The organism is Pseudokineococcus lusitanus, from assembly GCF_003751265.1.
In the GTDB taxonomy this organism is placed as follows: Bacteria; Actinomycetota; Actinomycetes; order Actinomycetales; family Quadrisphaeraceae; genus Pseudokineococcus; species Pseudokineococcus lusitanus.
In genome coordinates this window covers 637,252-652,200 of record NZ_RJKN01000001.1, presented here as the reverse complement: position 1 = coordinate 652,200, position 14,949 = coordinate 637,252, and the positions used below count along the sequence as shown (strand labels likewise).

The 14,949-nt window shown below is 77.5% G+C and carries 18 protein-coding genes and 2 tRNA genes; 14 read left to right on the top strand and 6 right to left on the bottom strand.

Going from position 1 to position 14,949, the window contains the following annotated elements:
- Positions 1–18: 18 nt before the first annotated feature.
- The gene (locus EDC03_RS03050) at positions 19–1,359 is read right to left on the bottom strand and encodes a nicotinate phosphoribosyltransferase (protein WP_123378657.1); all 1,341 of its coding nucleotides are present in this window, start codon (positions 1,357–1,359) and stop codon (positions 19–21) included.
- A gap of 112 nt (positions 1,360–1,471) precedes the next feature.
- Between EDC03_RS03050 and clpS the strand changes: the two genes are divergently transcribed.
- The 8 genes from clpS (at position 1,472) to EDC03_RS03010 (ending at position 8,360) form a co-directional block, all read left to right on the top strand.
- Positions 1,472–1,810: an ATP-dependent Clp protease adapter ClpS gene (gene clpS / locus EDC03_RS03045; RefSeq protein ID WP_123378656.1), complete on the top strand. Its 339-nt coding sequence runs from the start codon at positions 1,472–1,474 to the stop codon at positions 1,808–1,810.
- Positions 1,811–1,870: 60 nt separating this feature from the next.
- Positions 1,871–2,500, top strand: a complete 630-nt coding sequence (locus tag EDC03_RS03040; protein ID WP_123378655.1) for a DUF2017 domain-containing protein — start codon at positions 1,871–1,873, stop codon at positions 2,498–2,500.
- Positions 2,501–2,591: 91 nt separating this feature from the next.
- Positions 2,592–3,407 (top strand): glutamate racemase, encoded by an 816-nt coding sequence (gene murI, locus EDC03_RS03035; RefSeq protein ID WP_123378654.1) that lies wholly within the window; start codon positions 2,592–2,594, stop codon positions 3,405–3,407.
- A 37-nt stretch (positions 3,408–3,444) separates the two neighbouring features.
- Entirely contained in the window at positions 3,445–4,236 is a 792-nt protein-coding gene (locus EDC03_RS03030) for an MBL fold metallo-hydrolase (protein ID WP_123378653.1), read from the top strand.
- Between the two features lie 52 nt (positions 4,237–4,288).
- Entirely contained in the window at positions 4,289–5,083 is a 795-nt protein-coding gene (rph, locus tag EDC03_RS03025; RefSeq protein WP_123378652.1) for a ribonuclease PH, read from the top strand.
- On the top strand, positions 5,080–5,727 hold the full coding sequence (rdgB, locus tag EDC03_RS03020) for an RdgB/HAM1 family non-canonical purine NTP pyrophosphatase (protein ID WP_123378651.1): 648 nt from the start codon (positions 5,080–5,082) through the stop codon (positions 5,725–5,727). The genes rph and rdgB overlap by 4 nt, the downstream gene beginning before the upstream one ends.
- A gap of 34 nt (positions 5,728–5,761) precedes the next feature.
- On the top strand, positions 5,762–7,369 hold the full coding sequence (locus tag EDC03_RS03015; RefSeq protein WP_123378650.1) for a molybdopterin-dependent oxidoreductase: 1,608 nt from the start codon (positions 5,762–5,764) through the stop codon (positions 7,367–7,369).
- 265 nt (positions 7,370–7,634) lie between these two features.
- The gene (locus EDC03_RS03010; protein WP_123378649.1) at positions 7,635–8,360 is read left to right on the top strand and encodes a fasciclin domain-containing protein; all 726 of its coding nucleotides are present in this window, start codon (positions 7,635–7,637) and stop codon (positions 8,358–8,360) included.
- 73 nt (positions 8,361–8,433) lie between these two features.
- Here EDC03_RS03010 and EDC03_RS03005 read toward each other — a convergent pair.
- Together EDC03_RS03005 and bcp are read right to left on the bottom strand one after the other, a co-directional pair.
- Positions 8,434–8,517: transfer RNA gene (locus tag EDC03_RS03005), tRNA-Leu, on the bottom strand.
- A gap of 70 nt (positions 8,518–8,587) precedes the next feature.
- Positions 8,588–9,106, bottom strand: a complete 519-nt coding sequence (gene bcp, locus EDC03_RS03000; RefSeq protein WP_123378648.1) for a thioredoxin-dependent thiol peroxidase — start codon at positions 9,104–9,106, stop codon at positions 8,588–8,590.
- A 180-nt stretch (positions 9,107–9,286) separates the two neighbouring features.
- Between bcp and EDC03_RS02995 the strand changes: the two genes are divergently transcribed.
- From EDC03_RS02995 to EDC03_RS02985, 3 genes are all read left to right on the top strand, one after another.
- On the top strand, positions 9,287–9,637 hold the full coding sequence (locus tag EDC03_RS02995; protein ID WP_199719868.1) for a DUF3618 domain-containing protein: 351 nt from the start codon (positions 9,287–9,289) through the stop codon (positions 9,635–9,637).
- Between the two features lie 196 nt (positions 9,638–9,833).
- On the top strand, positions 9,834–10,130 hold the full coding sequence (locus EDC03_RS02990) for a GroES family chaperonin (RefSeq protein WP_123378807.1): 297 nt from the start codon (positions 9,834–9,836) through the stop codon (positions 10,128–10,130).
- On the top strand, positions 10,127–11,551 hold the full coding sequence (locus EDC03_RS02985; protein ID WP_277872059.1) for a cytochrome P450: 1,425 nt from the start codon (positions 10,127–10,129) through the stop codon (positions 11,549–11,551). The genes EDC03_RS02990 and EDC03_RS02985 overlap by 4 nt, the downstream gene beginning before the upstream one ends.
- On the opposite strand, the gene EDC03_RS02980 is transcribed toward EDC03_RS02985, so the two are convergent.
- Together EDC03_RS02980 and EDC03_RS17460 are read right to left on the bottom strand one after the other, a co-directional pair.
- Entirely contained in the window at positions 11,535–12,197 is a 663-nt protein-coding gene (locus EDC03_RS02980; RefSeq protein WP_123378646.1) for a hypothetical protein, read from the bottom strand. The two genes, EDC03_RS02985 and EDC03_RS02980, sit on opposite strands and share 17 nt — an antisense overlap.
- Before the next feature lie 204 nt (positions 12,198–12,401).
- A tRNA-OTHER gene (locus EDC03_RS17460) sits at positions 12,402–12,483 on the bottom strand.
- Between the two features lie 64 nt (positions 12,484–12,547).
- Here EDC03_RS17460 and EDC03_RS02970 point away from each other — a divergent pair.
- From EDC03_RS02970 to EDC03_RS02960, 3 genes are all read left to right on the top strand, one after another.
- Complete coding sequence (locus EDC03_RS02970; RefSeq protein ID WP_123378644.1) at positions 12,548–12,772, top strand: hypothetical protein; 225 nt, start codon at positions 12,548–12,550, stop codon at positions 12,770–12,772.
- 188 nt (positions 12,773–12,960) lie between these two features.
- The gene (locus EDC03_RS18360) at positions 12,961–13,827 is read left to right on the top strand and encodes a tyrosine-type recombinase/integrase (RefSeq protein ID WP_199719867.1); all 867 of its coding nucleotides are present in this window, start codon (positions 12,961–12,963) and stop codon (positions 13,825–13,827) included.
- A 109-nt stretch (positions 13,828–13,936) separates the two neighbouring features.
- Positions 13,937–14,695, top strand: coding sequence for a hypothetical protein (locus EDC03_RS02960; protein WP_123378643.1), 759 nt, complete (start codon positions 13,937–13,939; stop codon positions 14,693–14,695).
- An 18-nt stretch (positions 14,696–14,713) separates the two neighbouring features.
- On the opposite strand, the gene EDC03_RS02955 is transcribed toward EDC03_RS02960, so the two are convergent.
- Entirely contained in the window at positions 14,714–14,935 is a 222-nt protein-coding gene (locus EDC03_RS02955) for a hypothetical protein (protein ID WP_148057995.1), read from the bottom strand.
- Positions 14,936–14,949: the final 14 nt, after the last annotated feature.

Here is a 14,949-nt window from a genome sequence, read left to right as displayed (position 1 = left end):
CGCGCGGACGGGGCGGGGTCAGCGGGACGGCGCGGCGCTGCGCACCTCGGTCGGCAGGCAGGGCTCGCCGCGCCCGAGACGGCGGGCCTGGGCGGGGAGCTCGGCGCGCGAGGCCTCGTGGCGGGCCGCGGCGCGGCGCACGCCGTCGGCGCCCGTGGTGCCGCCGGCGACGACGACGCCGTCGCTGACGAGCGGCACCTGGAGCGGCCGGGCGCCGGGCACGGGCGCGCCGTCGTCGGCCGCGGACCCCTCGACGACGAGGACCTCGGCGACCGCCGCGTCGCCGTCCATCTCGCGCCAGGCGCGTTTGGCGCCCGCGACGGTCGACTTGCCGGGGCTGGCCTTGGCGACGCCGCGCATCGCGCCCGAGGCGTCCTCGCGGGCGACGAGCTTGTAGACGAGCCCGGCCGTCGGCGCGCCGCTGCCGGTGACGAGGCTCGTGCCCACGCCGTAGCCGTCGACCGGCGCCGCGGCGAGGGCGGCGACGGCGAACTCGTCGAGGTCGCTCGTGACGACGACACGCGTCCGGGAGGCACCGAGCGCGTCGAGCTGCGCCCTCACCTGGGTGGCGAGCTCCCCGAGGTCGCCGGAGTCCAGCCGCACGGCCCCGAGGTCCGGCCCCGCCAGCGCCACGGCCCGGGCGACGGCCGCCTCGACGTCGTAGGTGTCGACGAGCAACGTCGTCCCGGCCCCCTGCGCCGCGAGCTGCGAGCGGAAGGCGGCGTCCTCGTCGTCGTGGAGGAGGGTGAAGGCGTGCGCCGCCGTGCCGACGGTCGGGATGCCGTAGCGGCGGCCCGCCGCGAGGTTCGACGTCGCCGAGAAGCCCGCGACCGCCGCGGCCCGCGCCGCGGCGACGGCCGCCTCCTCGTGGGTGCGGCGGGACCCCATCTCCAGGCAGGGCCGGCCGTCGGCGGCGCTCGTCATGCGCGAGGCCGCCGCGGCCACGGCGCTGTCGTGGTTGAGGACGGACAGCACGAGGGTCTCGAGGAGCACCGCCTCGGCGAAGGTGCCGCGCACCGTGAGCAGCGGCGAGCCGGGGACGTACACCTCGCCCTCCGGGTAGCCCTCCACGGACCCGCGGAAGCGCCAGCCGCGCAGGTGGTCCGCCGTCCGCGCGTCGACGACCCCCTCGGCCTGCAGCCAGGCGACGTCGTCCTCGTCGAAGCGGAGGTCGGCGAGCTGCTCGAGCAGCCGCCCGGTGCCGGCGACGACCCCGTAGCGCCGGCCGTCGGGCAGACGGCGGGCGAAGACCTCGAAGACGCACCGCCGGTCCGCGGTGCCGTCGGCCAGCGCGGCCGTCAGCATCGTCAGCTCGTAGCGGTCGGTGTACAGCGCGGCGGAGCCCACGGCGGCGACCATACGGCCGCCCCGCCGCAGCGGCCCGCGACGCCGGCGGCCGCGACCGCGGGCGGGCGCCGCGACGGGCTCCCGGCGCGGGGGCGTCGTCCCGCGCCGCGCCTACAGTGACGGCGTGACCACGCGAGGGGCCGGGGCGGCCGCGGCGACCGCCGGCTGGGTCGTCACCACCGCGCCCGTCGAGGCCGAGCGGCCCGCGTCCGCCGAGGCGCCGGCCACCGAGCAGCCCTGGGTGACCATCGTGTGGAACGACCCGGTCAACCTCATGTCGTACGTCACCTACGTCTTCCAGAGCTACTTCGGCTACCCGCGGGCCAGGGCCGAGGAGCTCATGCAGGACGTGCACACCAAGGGCCGGGCCGTCGTCTCCAGCGGCTCGCTGGAGGAGATGGAGCGCGACGTCGAGGCGCTGCACGGGTTCGGCCTCTGGGCGACCTTCTCCCACGACTCCTGAGGGGTCGCCCCCGCCGCGGGCGGGGCGACGCCGCCCGCCCGCGCGGGGGAGGATGCCGCCATGGCCCGACGCTTCCGCCGAACCCGCCGCGGCGTGACCGCCGGCCTCGAGCCCGGCGAGGTCGAGCTCCTCGTGGGCCTCTTCGAGGACGTGGCCGGGATGCTCGACGAGGCGGCCGGCGCCGGACCGGACGCGGCCGACGGCGCCGTCCCCGCCGACCCGCTCGCCGCCCTCGAGCGCCAGCTGACCGCCGAGCCGCCCGGGCCGCCGCAGGACCCGGCCGTCGCCCGGCTCCTGCCGCCGGCCAGCACGGACGACGACGAGGCGGCGTCCGACTTCCGCCGCTTCACGCAGGAGGGTCTCGCGGCCCGCAAGCAGCAGGGGCTGCGCCGGGCCGCGGCCACCCTGCGGCGCCCGGCCCCCCTCCTGCTCGACGACCACGAGGCGCAGGCCTGGGTGCGGGCGCTCACGGACGTGCGGCTCGTCCTCGCGGCCCGTCTGGGCCTCGAGACCGACGACGACGCGGCGCTCGTGGCGCTGCGCGCCGAGGAGGCCGACGCGGACGACCCCGTGGCCTGGACGGCCGGCGTCTACGACTTCCTCACGTGGATGCAGGAGGGCCTCACCGACGTCCTGCTCGACGCCCTCCCCGCGGAGGGCCGGCGGGGGCGGGGGACCGGACGCGGCTGACCGGACGACGTGACGAACGGCACGTCCGCGGGCCCCTCCCGGGGCGTGCCGGGCGGGGGCGTCGTCGTCGCCCGCGCCTACGCTGCCCCGCGTGGCGGACGACCCGATCGGCATCTTCGACTCCGGCTTCGGCGGCCTCACCGTGGCCCGCGCCGTGCTCGACCAGCTCCCCGACGAGGCGGTCCTCTACGTCGGCGACACGGCGCGCCAGCCGTACGGCCCGCGGCCCATCGCCGAGGTGCGCCGGTACGCCCTCGAGTGCCTCGACGAGATGGTCGACCGCGGCGTGAAGATGCTCGTCATCGCCTGCAACTCCGCCAGCGCCGCCGTCCTCCACGACGCGCGCGAGCGCTACGACGTCCCGGTGGTCGAGGTCATCCGGCCCGCCGTCCGCCGCGCCTCGGCGACGACGCGCTCCGGCCGCGTCGGCGTCATCTGCACGCAGGCCACCGCCACCTCGCGGGCCTACGAGGACGCCTTCGCCGCCGCGCCGCTGCTGCGGGTCAGCACGCAGGCCGTGCCGCGCTTCGTCGAGTTCGTCGAGGCGGGCGTCACGACGGGGCCGGACCTGCTGGCCGAGGCCCGCCGCGCGCTGGCGCCCCTGCAGGAGGCCGAGGTCGACGTCCTCGTGCTCGGCTGCACGCACTACCCGCTGCTCACGGGCGTGCTCTCCCTCGTCATGGGCCCGCAGGTGGTGCTCGTCAGCAGCGCCGAGGAGACGGCGCAGGAGGTCTACCGCACGCTCGTCGAGCGGGGGCTCGAGCGGCCAGCCGGGGGCCCGCCGCCCCGTCACCGCTTCCTCACGACCGGGGACCCCGAGACCTTCACGGCGCTGGCCCGCCGCTTCCTCGGACCCGAGGTGGCCCTCGCCGAGAGCGCGGGGCTCCTCGCGGCGGCCCCGCGGTGAGCACGCGCCGCGGCGGCCCGGTCCCGGGGGCGACGCCGTGCGGCTGACGGTCGTCGGGTGCTCGGGGTCCGTGCCCGGCCCGGGCTCGGCGGCGTCGTGCTACCTCGTGGAGGCCGACGGCCCGGACGGGAGCGGCGGCACGCGGCCGTGGCGGGTGCTGCTCGACCTCGGCAGCGGGGCCCTGGGGCCGCTGCAGCGCCACGCCGACCTGCACGCCCTCGACGCCGTCCTCCTCTCCCACCTGCACGCCGACCACTGCCTCGACCTCTGCGGGCTCTACGTCGCCCGCGCCTACGACCCGCGCCGGCCGCCGGGGGCGGGCCGGCTGCCCGTGCACGGTCCGGCCGGGACGGCCGAGCACCTCGCGGCGGCCTACGGCGCCGAGGTCGGCGAGGGGCTGGGCGGGCGGCTCGACGTCCGGCCCTGGCGCGTGGACGAGCCGGTGGCGCTCGGGCCGTGGCGGGTCGAGGTGGGGCCCGCGCTGCACCCGGTGGAGGCGTACGGCATCCGCCTCACCGAGGTCGCGACGGGCCGGGTGCTCGTCTACACGGGGGACACGGACGCGTGCGACGCCGTCGTCGAGCTGGCCCGCGGCGCGGACGTCCTGCTCGCCGAGGCCGCCTTCGTCGAGGGACGCGACGACCTGCGCGGCGTCCACCTCACCGGACGACGCGCGGCCGAGGTCGCGCGCGACGCCGGGGCCGCCCGTCTCCTGCTGACCCACCTGCCGCCGTGGAACGACCCCGCCGTCGCGCTCGCGGAGGCCGTCGCCGTGGGCGGCGCGCCGCCCGCCGAGGTGGTGCGTCCGGGCCAGGTCGTCGAGGTCTGAGCCGCCGTCGGAGGCCCGGGAGGGGCGCGGGAGGGCGCCGTAGTCTCGCGGCATGAGCAGCCCCACGGCCCCGGCCCGCCACGACGGACGTGCCCCCGACCGGATGCGCCCGCTGCGCCTGACCCGCGGCTGGCAGCGCGCGGGGGAGGGCAGCGTCCTCGTCGAGTTCGGCGACACCCGCGTCCTCTGCACGGCCTCCCTCACCGAGGGCGTGCCGCGCTGGCGCAAGGGCTCCGGCGAGGGCTGGGTGACCGCGGAGTACGCGATGCTCCCGCGCTCGACGAGCACCCGGAGCGACCGGGAGTCGGTGCGCGGCAAGGTCGGCGGGCGCACGCACGAGATCTCCCGCCTCGTCGGGCGGTCGCTGCGGGCCGTCGTCGACACCCGGGCGCTGGGGGAGAGCACCGTGGTGCTCGACTGCGACGTCCTCCAGGCCGACGGCGGCACCCGCACCGCTGCCGTCACGGGCGCGTGGACGGCGCTGGCCGAGGCCGTCGGGTGGGCCCGCGAGCAGGGCATCGTCAAGCGGGACCCGCTGCGCGGCAACGTGTCCGCAGTGAGCGTCGGCATCGTCGACGGCCGGCCGGTCCTCGACCTCGACTACGTCGAGGACGTCGCCGCCGGGACGGACATGAACGTCGTCGCCACGGGCGACGGCCGGCTCGTCGAGGTCCAGGGCACCGCCGAGGGCACGCCCTTCGACCGCGCCGAGCTGGACGCCCTCCTCGACCTCGCGCTCGGCGGCTGCGCCGACCTCACCCGCCTGCAGGCCGCGGCCCTCGCGGCCCCGCGCGGGACGACGGTGACGACGGCCGACCTGGCGCCCGACGCCGGGGGTGCCGCGTGACGACGGCGGTCCTCGCCACCCGCAACGCCGGCAAGACCCGCGAGCTCGAGGCCCTCCTGCGGGCGGCGCTGCCGGACCTCGAGCTGCTGCCGCTGGACCACCCGCGCCTGCCCGCGACCCCGGACGTCGTCGAGAGCGGGACCACCTTCGCGGCCAACGCGCTGCTCAAGGCCCGCGCCGCCTGCGCGGCCACCGGCCTGCCCGCGCTCGCCGACGACTCGGGCCTGGCCGTCGACGTCCTCGGCGGCGCACCGGGCATCTTCAGCGCCCGATGGTCCGGGCGGCACGGCGACGACGACGCGAACACCGCGCTGCTCCTCGCCCAGCTGGCCGACGTGCCGGACGAGGCCCGCGGCGCCGCCTTCGTCTGCGCGGCCGCGCTCGTCCTTCCCGGCGGCCTCGAGGACGTGCACCACGGGCGGCTGGAGGGGGTGCTCGCCCGCGAGCCCCGGGGCACGGGCGGCTTCGGCTACGACCCGGTGCTGCGGCTGCCCGACGGGCGCACGGTGGCCGAGCTCGACGCCGCGGAGAAGAACCGGGTGTCGCACCGCGCCCTGGCCTTCGGCGCGCTCGCGGCCGTCCTGCCGGGGCACCTCGCGGGCACCGGGCCCGGCGCCCGGACGGGCGGTCCGGCCGCCCCGTGACCATCCGTCGCGGGCCCGGGGACGAAGGAGGGGCATGAGCACCGTCGCACCGAGGACCACCCGCCCCGAGGCCGCCCCCGGGCGCCGCCGCGGGCCGGGCGCGGGCCTGCTCGCCGCGCTGGCCGGACTCGCGTCCGCGGCGCTCACGCTCGGCGTCGCCGAGGTGGTGGCCGGGCTCGTCGCCCCCACCGCCGCGCCCGTGCTCGCCGTCGGCGCCGCCTTCGTCGACGTCACGCCGGCGTGGCTCAAGGAGGGCGCGATCAGCCTCTTCGGCACGAACGACAAGGTCGCGCTCTTCGTGGGCATCGGCCTCGTCCTCGGCGCCCTCGCCGCCGCGGCGGGGCTCCTCGCCCGACGCCGCCAGGTGCTCGGGGACCTCGTCGTCCTCGTCCTCGGCGCGGCCGGCGTGGCCGCCGCCCTGAGCCGGCCCGACGCCGCGCCGCTGTCGGTCCTCCCCAGCGCCGCCGGCGCGCTGGCCGGGGTCCTTGCGCTGCGGGCCCTCGTCGCGCGCCTCGGCCGCGTCGAGGAGGCGGGTCGGCGCGGCCAGGACCCGGACGGGGCCGGACGCCGCGCCTTCCTCGCCGCGGTCGGCGCCACCGGGGCCATCGCCGGCGTCGCCTTCGCGGGCGGCCGGGCCCTCGGCGTCGCAAGCCGCGGCGTCGCCGCCGCCCGGTCCGCCCTGCGTCTGCCGGCCCCCGCCGTCGCGGCGGCACCGGTGCCGGCGGGCGTCGACGTCGGCGTCGAGGGCGTCGGCCCCTGGAGCACGCCGGTCGCGGACTTCTACCGGATCGACACGGCCCTCAGCGTCCCGCAGGTGGACCCGGCCACGTGGACCCTCCGGATCCACGGCATGGTCGAGGAGGAGGTGGAGATCACCTACGACGAGCTCGTCGGCGGCGAGCTCGGCGACCTCGTCGAGCAGTGGACGACCCTCACCTGCGTCTCCAACGAGGTCGGGGGCCGGCTCGCCGGCAACGCCCGCTGGCTCGGCCTGCCCCTGCACCTCCTGCTCGAGCGCGCCCGGCCCGTCGACGGGGCCGACATGGTGCTCTCCACGAGCAGCGACGGGTGGACGGCGTCCACGCCGCTCGGCGCCCTCACGGACGCCGGGGTGGGCGCGCTGCTGGCCTTCGGCATGGACGGGCAGCCGCTGCCGACCGAGCACGGCTTCCCCGTGCGGATGGTCGTCCCCGGTCTCTACGGCTTCGTCTCGGCGACCAAGTGGGTCGTCGACCTCGAGGTGACGCGGTACGCCGACCGCACCGCCTACTGGACCGACCGCGGCTGGTCCGAGACCGGCGTCATCAAGACGGCGAGCCGGATCGAGGTGCCCACGCCGCTGTCCCGGGCCGCGGTGGGCGCCGCGGTCGCCGGCGGCACCGCCTGGGCGCAGGGCCGGGGCGTCGCCAAGGTCGAGGTCCGCGTCGACGACGGGGACTGGGCCGAGGCCGAGCTGGGCGAGCGCTACGACGACGACACCTGGGTGCAGTGGCGCTTCCCCTACGAGCTGACCGAGGGCCGCCACACCCTCACCGTCCGGGCGACGGACGGCGACGGCGTCGTGCAGACGGAGGAGCGGGCGGACCCGATCCCCGACGGCGCCAGCGGGTGGCACAGCATCACCGTCACCGGGACGACCTGAGGCACAACGATGCTCGAGGCCACCACCGGTGAGGTGGGCCGCGGGCCGGCGGCGGACCGCCCGAGAGGGGCCGTCCGGGCGCTGTGACGACCACCACCCGTGCCCCGGCGTGCGCAGCAGCGCGCGCCGGGGCACCGTGCTGTCACCACCACCTCAGGTCACGGTCGAGTGACGAACTGCCGCAGGGCAATCCACCGACGGCCGGGACCCGAACCCCGTGCACCAGCCCGGCAGGGCACGATCCCCAGACAGCGGAGGACCCACCATGAAGCGCTCGCGCACCCTCGTCACCCTCGGCGCCACCTCGGCCCTCGTCCTGACCCTCGCGGCCTGCGGCGGCGAGCAGCCGACCGGCGGCACGCCGGACGCCACCCCCGACGGCTCGGCCTCGGCCCCCACCGAGGAGATGCCCATGGAGACGCCCTCGGAGAGCCCCTCCGACGACGCCATGGGCGGCGACATGGACCCGGCGGCGAACCTCGTCGGCCCGGGCTGCGAGGACTACGCCGCCGCGGTGCCGGACGGCGCCGGCTCGGTCTCCGGGATGGCGCAGGACACGGTCACGGTGGCGGCGAGCAACAACCCGCTGCTCACCCAGCTGACGGCGGCCGTCTCCGGCCAGCTCAACCCGGACGTCGACCTGACGGGCGACCTCGACGCCGCCTCGGGCATCACCGTCTTCGCGCCCGTCGACGACGCCTTCGCGGCGCTCGACCCGGCCACGCTCGAGCTCCTGCAGACGCCGGAGGGCGCGGACACGCTGGCCTCGGTCCTCACCTTCCACGTGGTCGGCGAGACGGTCGACCCCTCGGCCCCCGACGGCACCTACACGACGCTCGAGGGCCAGGACCTCACGGTCTCGGGCAGCGGCGACTCGATCACCGTCGAGAGCGGCGCCGAGACGCCGGCGAACGTCATCTGCGGCGGCGTCCAGACGGCCAACGCGACGGTCTACCTCATCGACGGCGTCCTCATGCCGCCGGCGGCCTGACCCTCGCGCCCCGCACCACCGGCACCACCGACGGCCCCGTCCCCCTCGCGGGGGGCGGGGCCGTCGCCGTGCGTGCGGACGGCGGGGCTCGAACCCGCACACCCTCTCGGGCACGAGGACCTAAACCTCGCGTGTCTGCCAGTTCCACCACGTCCGCGGTGACGACGTCGTCGTCGTCAGCCTAGGGACGGCGCCCGGCCGCCGGGCCGGGCGCCGTCCCGCCGCCGTCAGGCCCCCGCGGTGACGCCCAGCGTGCGGAGGAGGCGGGCCACGTGGTCCTTGGCCTTCACGCCGTAGGCGGCGTGGACGACTTTCCCGTCGGGGCCGACGACGACGGTCGAGCGGATGACGCCGACCGACAGGCGCCCGTACGTCGACTTCTCGCCCCACGCGCCGTACGCCTCGAGGACCGCGTGGTCGGTATCGGAGGCCAGGGGGAAGGTCAGCCCCTCCTGCTCGGCGAAGCCATCGAGCTTGGTCACCGGGTCGGGGGAGACGCCGACGACCTCGAAGCCGGCCTCGCGCAGCGGCGTGAGGTTGTCGCGGAAGTCGGTCGCCTGCGTCGTGCAGCCCGGCGTCATGGCCGCCGGGTAGAAGTAGACGACCACGGAGCGGCCGCGGAGGGCCTCGAGGCTGACCTCGCCGCCGTCGGCGGTGGGCAGGGTGAAGAGGGGGGCCTCGTCCCCGACCTCGAGGCGGCGGGTCGTGGAGGAGGCGGTGGGGGCGGGCGTCCCGGCATCGGTCATGCGCCGGAGGCTAGCCAGCCGGGGCGACGGCGCCCGCCCGACGTCGGGCCCGCTCGGCCGTGGCGGCCCCGGCCCTCGCTCCGGACCTGCCGCCGCACCCCCTGCGCGATAGCGTCGTCGCTGATCATCCGCGCACCACCGTCGGCGGCCCCCGGGCCTGCGACCAGCACTGGAGGCCCCATGAGCACCGCCCGTCCGTCCACCGGCGCACCGCTGCCCTCGGACCCGGCCGCGCTCGAGCAGCTCATCAAGGGCCAGCAGGCCCAGCTCGCCGAGAGCGTGGACGCGCTCGTCGACAAGGTCTCGCCGAAGAACGTCGTCGCGCGCACCAAGGCCGACCTGCGGCAGAAGAGCCACGACGCGGTCTACACGTCGTCGGGCGAGCTGCGCGTCGAGCGCGTGGCGGCCGCGGGCGCCGGGGCGGCCGGCGTCGCCGTGCTCGCCCTCGTGAGCGCCGTCCGCCGCCACCGCCGCCGTGGCCGCCGCAAGGTCGAGAAGGCCGCCGCCAAGGCGCAGAAGCGCCTGGGCTGACGCGCGTCCGACCCCTCCGCCCGTCGCCGACGCCGGCCCCCGGCGCGGCCGTCCCGCGCCCGGGCGGCCGCCGGGACGGCGTCGACCGGCGGGTAGCGTCGCGGCTGTGAGCGACAGCGCCGACCGCCCCGACCCGGCCCCGGCCGACGTCCCCTCCGGCGGCGCGCGGCCGCGGCCCGGCACGCTCGGCGTCCGGATGCTCCACGACCGGGTGCTCGTCTCCACCGAGGCCGCGGGCGGCGAGCGGCGCTCGTCGTCCGGCATCGTCATCCCGGCCACCGCGGCCGTCGGCAAGCGCCTCGTGTGGGCCGTGGTCATGGCGGTCGGGCAGCACGTGCGCCAGGTGGCCCTCGGCGACCGGGTGCTCTTCGACCCGGAGGACCGCGGCGAGGTCGAGATCGCGGGGCACGAGTACGTGCTGCTGCGCGAGCGGGACCTCCACGCCGTCGCCGAGGCGGACGACCGCCAGGGCCGCACCGGGCTGTACCTCTGAGCGCCGCGACGGGGGCGGCGCCGCGGCGCAACGCCCGGTACACGCCCGTCGAGGCGGACGGGCCGCTCCCGCACCAGATGGTCGCCGCGGTCCCCGGCATCCGCGCGGACCCGCTCGGCTTCCTCGCCCGCCTCCGCGGCCGCTACGGCGACGTCGTCGCGTTCCCTATGCCGCGGGACCCTGTCGTCCTGCTGTCGTCGCCGGCGGCGGCGCGGCGCGTCCTCGTCGAGAACCACCGCGCGTGGGGCAAGCGGACGGCGCAGTACGGCGCCCTGTCGGCCGTCACGGGGACGGGCCTCCTCACGAGCGACGGCGAGGTGTGGCGCGAGCGGCGCCGGACGGCCCAGCCGGCTTTCCACCCGCGCGGCCTCGGGGTCGTCGCGGAGCAGTCCGTGGCGGCCGCCGGCCGGCTCCGCGCCACGTGGCCCGCCGCGGGCGGCGTCGTCGACGTCGACGCCGGTGCGCTGCAGGCGACGCTCGAGGTGGTGGGGCGCACCCTCTTCGGCGGCGAGGTCACCGACGACGGCGAGCGGCTCGTGGCCGCGGTCCTCGAGGCCCTCGAGGTCGTCGTCGGCCGGGTCCGGACGCCGCTCCCCGCGTGGCTGCCGACCCCGGCGCGGCGACGGCTGCGCCGCGCGGTCGCGACGCTGGACGTCGCGGCGGCCGACGTCGTCGCCCGCCGGCGGGCCCGCGGGCTGCACGAGGACGACGGCGACCTCCTCGCCCTCCTGCTGCGCGCCGTCGACGCGGGGGACCTGGCGCCCGAGGGGCTGCGCGACGAGCTCGTGACGACGGTCATCGCCGGGCACGAGACGGTCGCGTCCGCCCTCACCTGGACGCTGCACCTCCTGGCCGAGGAGCAGGGCGCCCAGGCCCGCGTGGCCGAGGAGCTCGACGCCGTGCTCGGCGGCGCCGACGAGGACGGCGGCCGCGCGCCCGCGTGGGCGGACCTGCGGTCGCTCGTGCGGACCCGCGCGGCGGTGGAGGAGTCGCTGCGGCTCTTCCCGCCGGCGTGGGTCGTGAGCCGGCGGGCGCTCGTCGACGACGTCGTCGACGGCGTCGCCCTGCCGGCGGGCACGACGGTGATCATCAGCCCCTGGCTGCTGCACCGGCGCCCCGAGCTCTTCCCCGACCCGGAGGTCTTCCGGCCCGAGCGGTTCGAGGGCGAGGGGCTCGGCCGGGAGGCCCGCGGGGCGTACACGCCGTTCGGCGCCGGGCCCCGGCTCTGCATCGGCCGGGACTTCGCGCTCGTCGAGACGACGCTCGTCCTCGCCGAGCTCCTCCGCGGCGCCTCCGTGCACCCCGTGCCGGGGGAGCGGGTGCGCGTGGACGCGCTCGTGACGATGCGCCCGCGCGACGGGCTGCGGCTGCGGCTCGCGCCCCGCCGCCGCGCGGGCGCGGGGGTCAGCGCTCCAGCGTGAGGACGTCCCCGCCGTCGGTGAGCCGGACGTGCGCGGCCCGCGGGTCGTCGAGGTCCTCGGCGGCCAGCAGCACGAGGTAGCCCTCCTGGCCGGGGGAGACCGTGCCGCCGGTCTGCGTGATGAGCTCGACGGCGCGGGCCACGGCGTCGTCGTCGTCCGACCGCTCGGCCCACGTGCTCAGCACGTCCGAGGCACGCTGCAGGGTCACGCGGCTGCCGTCGGCAGCCACGACGTCGACCTCGGGCAGGTCGACGACCTCGGTGCCGTCCCGGTTGTCCACCTCGACGACGACCCAGCAGACCGGGCCGGCGTCCGTGTCCTCGCGGAAGTCCTCGAGGTCCTCGACGTGGTCGTCGGAGGAGTCCGCCGGGACGTGGACGGTGACGGAGACGTCGCCCTGGTCGCCCTCGAGCTCCGCGGCGTCGTCCGGGTCGGCGCAGTCCTCGAGCGAGCGCGCGGCGTCCTCGGCGGCCCCGGCGCGGTCGTCCCCGCGGTCCCGCGCGTCGACGCGGTCGCGCCACGGCTCCATCGACAGGCCGCCGCCGCTGCGGTCGGACAGGTCCCGGCCGGCGCCGCACCCGGCGAGCAGGCCGCCCGCGAGGACGACGGCGAGGGAGACGGCGGCGGCGCGGCTGCGGGGGGTCACAGGGGCTCCTCGGGGGCGGGGACCCGCGCACCGGGGCGGCGGCGGGTGCGCGCGACGCTACGGCGTAAACGTGCGCCCCGCCCGGCGGCGCGGGGCTCCTCGGGGACCGCCGTCGTGGCGTCGGCCGGCGCTGCGGCGCAGCCGCTCCCGCGAGGGAGGACGACGAAGGCCCCCGCCCGACGGTGTCGGACGAGGGCCTCGTGCTGGTGCGCCGCCCCGGACTCGAACCGGGAACCCACTGATTCTGGGTGGGGCCGCGCGGATGTCGTCGTGCCGCTGGCTCCGCTGCGTCGCGGCAGCGAGCGGCGTGCGCCCGGCCGCCGCGAGCTCGCGCCGGCGGCGGTGGCGGCGTGAGCGCGCCGCTGCGCGTCGGTGACATGGCCACGCTGGACGGCGACGGCATGAGCGACGCCCGCGCCGAGCAGCTCGTCGACCTGGGCTTCGACTTCCACGAGGTCGCCCGCGTCTCGACGCTGGGCGACCTGGCCGACGGCGACGTGCTCGTGCGCCTCGACCGCGGCGCCGGGCGCCCGTTGCGCGTGCTCGAGCGCGAGCTACGGGCGTACCGGCCGTGAGCCGCCCTCCGCTGGTCCTCGTCGACCACCTCCCCGTCGAGACGTCTGGGGGAGTACGTCCGTCGGCGGCCGAGCGTTCACCCGGCGGCACGACGCCACCCGCACGAGTGAAGGCGACACGCCCGGATCGGGTGAATGCCGCCGAAGCCGCTGGCGGTGTGTATCGCACGGGTGTTCGAGTGCGAGGCATGGGGCTGATCGTCACGACGACGTGGCAGACGGAGATCGACGGGTGGGACCGGTGGCTGACCGCGGCCGGGCGCCCGAGCACGACGAGGGAGCTGCGCCGGTACCACCTGCGCCGGCTGGCCACCGCCCACCGCGAGCGCGGGCCCTACGACCTGACGACCGACGACCTGGTCTCGTGGACGGCGGGGATGGAGTGGGGCGCGGACACGCGCCGGTCGGTGCGGGCGTCGCTGCGGGGCTTCTACGGGTGGGCCGTTGCCGCTGGGCGGCTGCTGCGTGACCCGACGCTGGCGCTGCCGTTGATCCGCGCGCCGCGGCGGACGCCGCGGCCCACGCCCGACGAGGTGCTGCTCGAGGCGCTCGAGCGGGCGCCGCTGCGCGAGCGGCTCATGCTCGTGATCGCCCAGCGCACCGGCCTGCGCGCCGGCGAGGTCGCCCGGGTCCGCCGCGAAGACCTCGTGCGCGACGTCGTCGGGTCGTCGCTGCACGTGCGGGGGAAGGGCGCCCGCGAGCGCCTGGTCCCCCTCGACGACGAGCTCGCGCGCATCCTGCGCCGGCTCCCGCCCGGCTGGATCTTCCCCTCCGGCACCAGGCCGGGGCAGCCGCTGACCGCGCACACGGTCTCCAAGCTGATGTCCGCGGCGCTCGGGCCCGGCTGGACCGCCCACACGCTGCGGCACCGCTACGCCACGCTCGCCTACTCCGTCGAGCGGGACCTGCGCGCCGTCCAGGAACTGCTCGGTCACTCCCAGGTGACGACGACGCAGATCTACACGCTGGTCCCGGACGACGCCCGCCGTCGCGCCGCGGCGGGCGCGCTGCTCGAGGCGGACCGTCGACGCGGCGGGCTCCGGCCAGCCGCCTGACCGCAGGTCACAGGACGGACACATCGCCGCGGGCTCGGCGCCTCCTGGCGCAGGCTGGCGGGCGCGTGCATGCACGCCGCGAGGATCGATACGGGGAGGACCCACCGACATGGCACGACGCTTCAACCCACCGCCGAACTGGCCCGCGCCTCCCGAGGGGTGGCAGCCGCCGGCGGACTGGCAGCCCGACCCGGCATGGGGGCCGGCGCCCGAGGGCTGGCAGCTCTACGTCGACGACGACCGTGCAGCAGCCGACGAGGGCCCGGTCGTGGAAGAGCAGCAGGCGAAGGCCGAGCGACTGGCGCGCCCGGGCGGCCGCCGCGGCCTCATCGCCGCAGCCGTCGGCGCCGGGCTCCTCGGGCTCCTCATCGGCTGCAGCGCCGCCGGGGGAGACGACGACCAGATGGCCGCCATGACCGCCGACCGCGACGAGCTGCAGTCGTCGGTGGAGCAGCTGCAGCGCAACCTCGAGGGCGCCAACACCGCCCGCGACGCGGCCGAGGATCGGGTCACCGAGGTCGAGGCAGGTCTTGCCGAGGCGCAGACGCTGCTCGATGAGGCCGAGCAGCAGCTGACCGACAGGGAGACGGCCGTCGCCGAGCGCGAGGCGGCCGTCACCGCGACGGAGGAGGCCGTCGAAGCGTCGACCATCCCGGGAGACGGCGTCTTCGTCGTGGGCGAGGACGTCGCTGCCGGCTCCTACCGGACGGACGGCGGAGCCTTCGGCTGCTACTACGCCTTCCTCGACGGACTCGGGGCGGACGCCGACATCATCAGCAACGAGCTGTCCGACGGTCCGCTGCGTGTCGAGCTCGAGGACGGGGACATCTGGCAGAGCCGCGGCTGCAACGACTGGACCCCCGCGTAGCCACGCCCTGACAGCTGCTCAGACGGGTGGGGGCGCGTCCACCTCGACGACGTCGTCGACGTGCACCCACGTCTCGAGGAGGCTCTGCGAGGCATCCTCCTCGTCGCACGCGTACATGACCCGGGCCCGGTCCCCGGCCAGCTCGACGAGCAGGCCGGCGGCCGGGCCCTCGTCCGTCTCGACGAGCACGTGCTGGCGGTCCAGCGACAGCGGCGGCCGCGGCGGCTCCGGCAGTCCCATGAGCCGACGGTAGG

Bases quoted from the DNA above. Each gene is read 5' to 3' on its own strand.
- EDC03_RS03050 (WP_123378657.1), bottom strand. From the start codon at position 1,359: ATGGTCGCCGCCGTGGGCTCCGCCGCGCTGTACACCGACCGCTACGAG.
- EDC03_RS03040 (WP_123378655.1), top strand. From the start codon at position 1,871: ATGGCCCGACGCTTCCGCCGAACCCGCCGCGGCGTGACCGCCGGCCTC.
- rph (WP_123378652.1), top strand. From the start codon at position 4,289: ATGAGCAGCCCCACGGCCCCGGCCCGCCACGACGGACGTGCCCCCGAC.
- EDC03_RS03015 (WP_123378650.1), top strand. From the start codon at position 5,762: ATGAGCACCGTCGCACCGAGGACCACCCGCCCCGAGGCCGCCCCCGGG.
- EDC03_RS03010 (WP_123378649.1), top strand. From the start codon at position 7,635: ATGAAGCGCTCGCGCACCCTCGTCACCCTCGGCGCCACCTCGGCCCTC.
- bcp (WP_123378648.1), bottom strand. From the start codon at position 9,106: ATGACCGATGCCGGGACGCCCGCCCCCACCGCCTCCTCCACGACCCGC.
- EDC03_RS02995 (WP_199719868.1), top strand. From the start codon at position 9,287: ATGAGCACCGCCCGTCCGTCCACCGGCGCACCGCTGCCCTCGGACCCG.
- EDC03_RS02990 (WP_123378807.1), top strand. From the start codon at position 9,834: ATGCTCCACGACCGGGTGCTCGTCTCCACCGAGGCCGCGGGCGGCGAG.
- EDC03_RS18360 (WP_199719867.1), top strand. From the start codon at position 12,961: ATGGGGCTGATCGTCACGACGACGTGGCAGACGGAGATCGACGGGTGG.
- EDC03_RS02960 (WP_123378643.1), top strand. From the start codon at position 13,937: ATGGCACGACGCTTCAACCCACCGCCGAACTGGCCCGCGCCTCCCGAG.
- EDC03_RS02955 (WP_148057995.1), bottom strand. From the start codon at position 14,935: ATGGGACTGCCGGAGCCGCCGCGGCCGCCGCTGTCGCTGGACCGCCAG.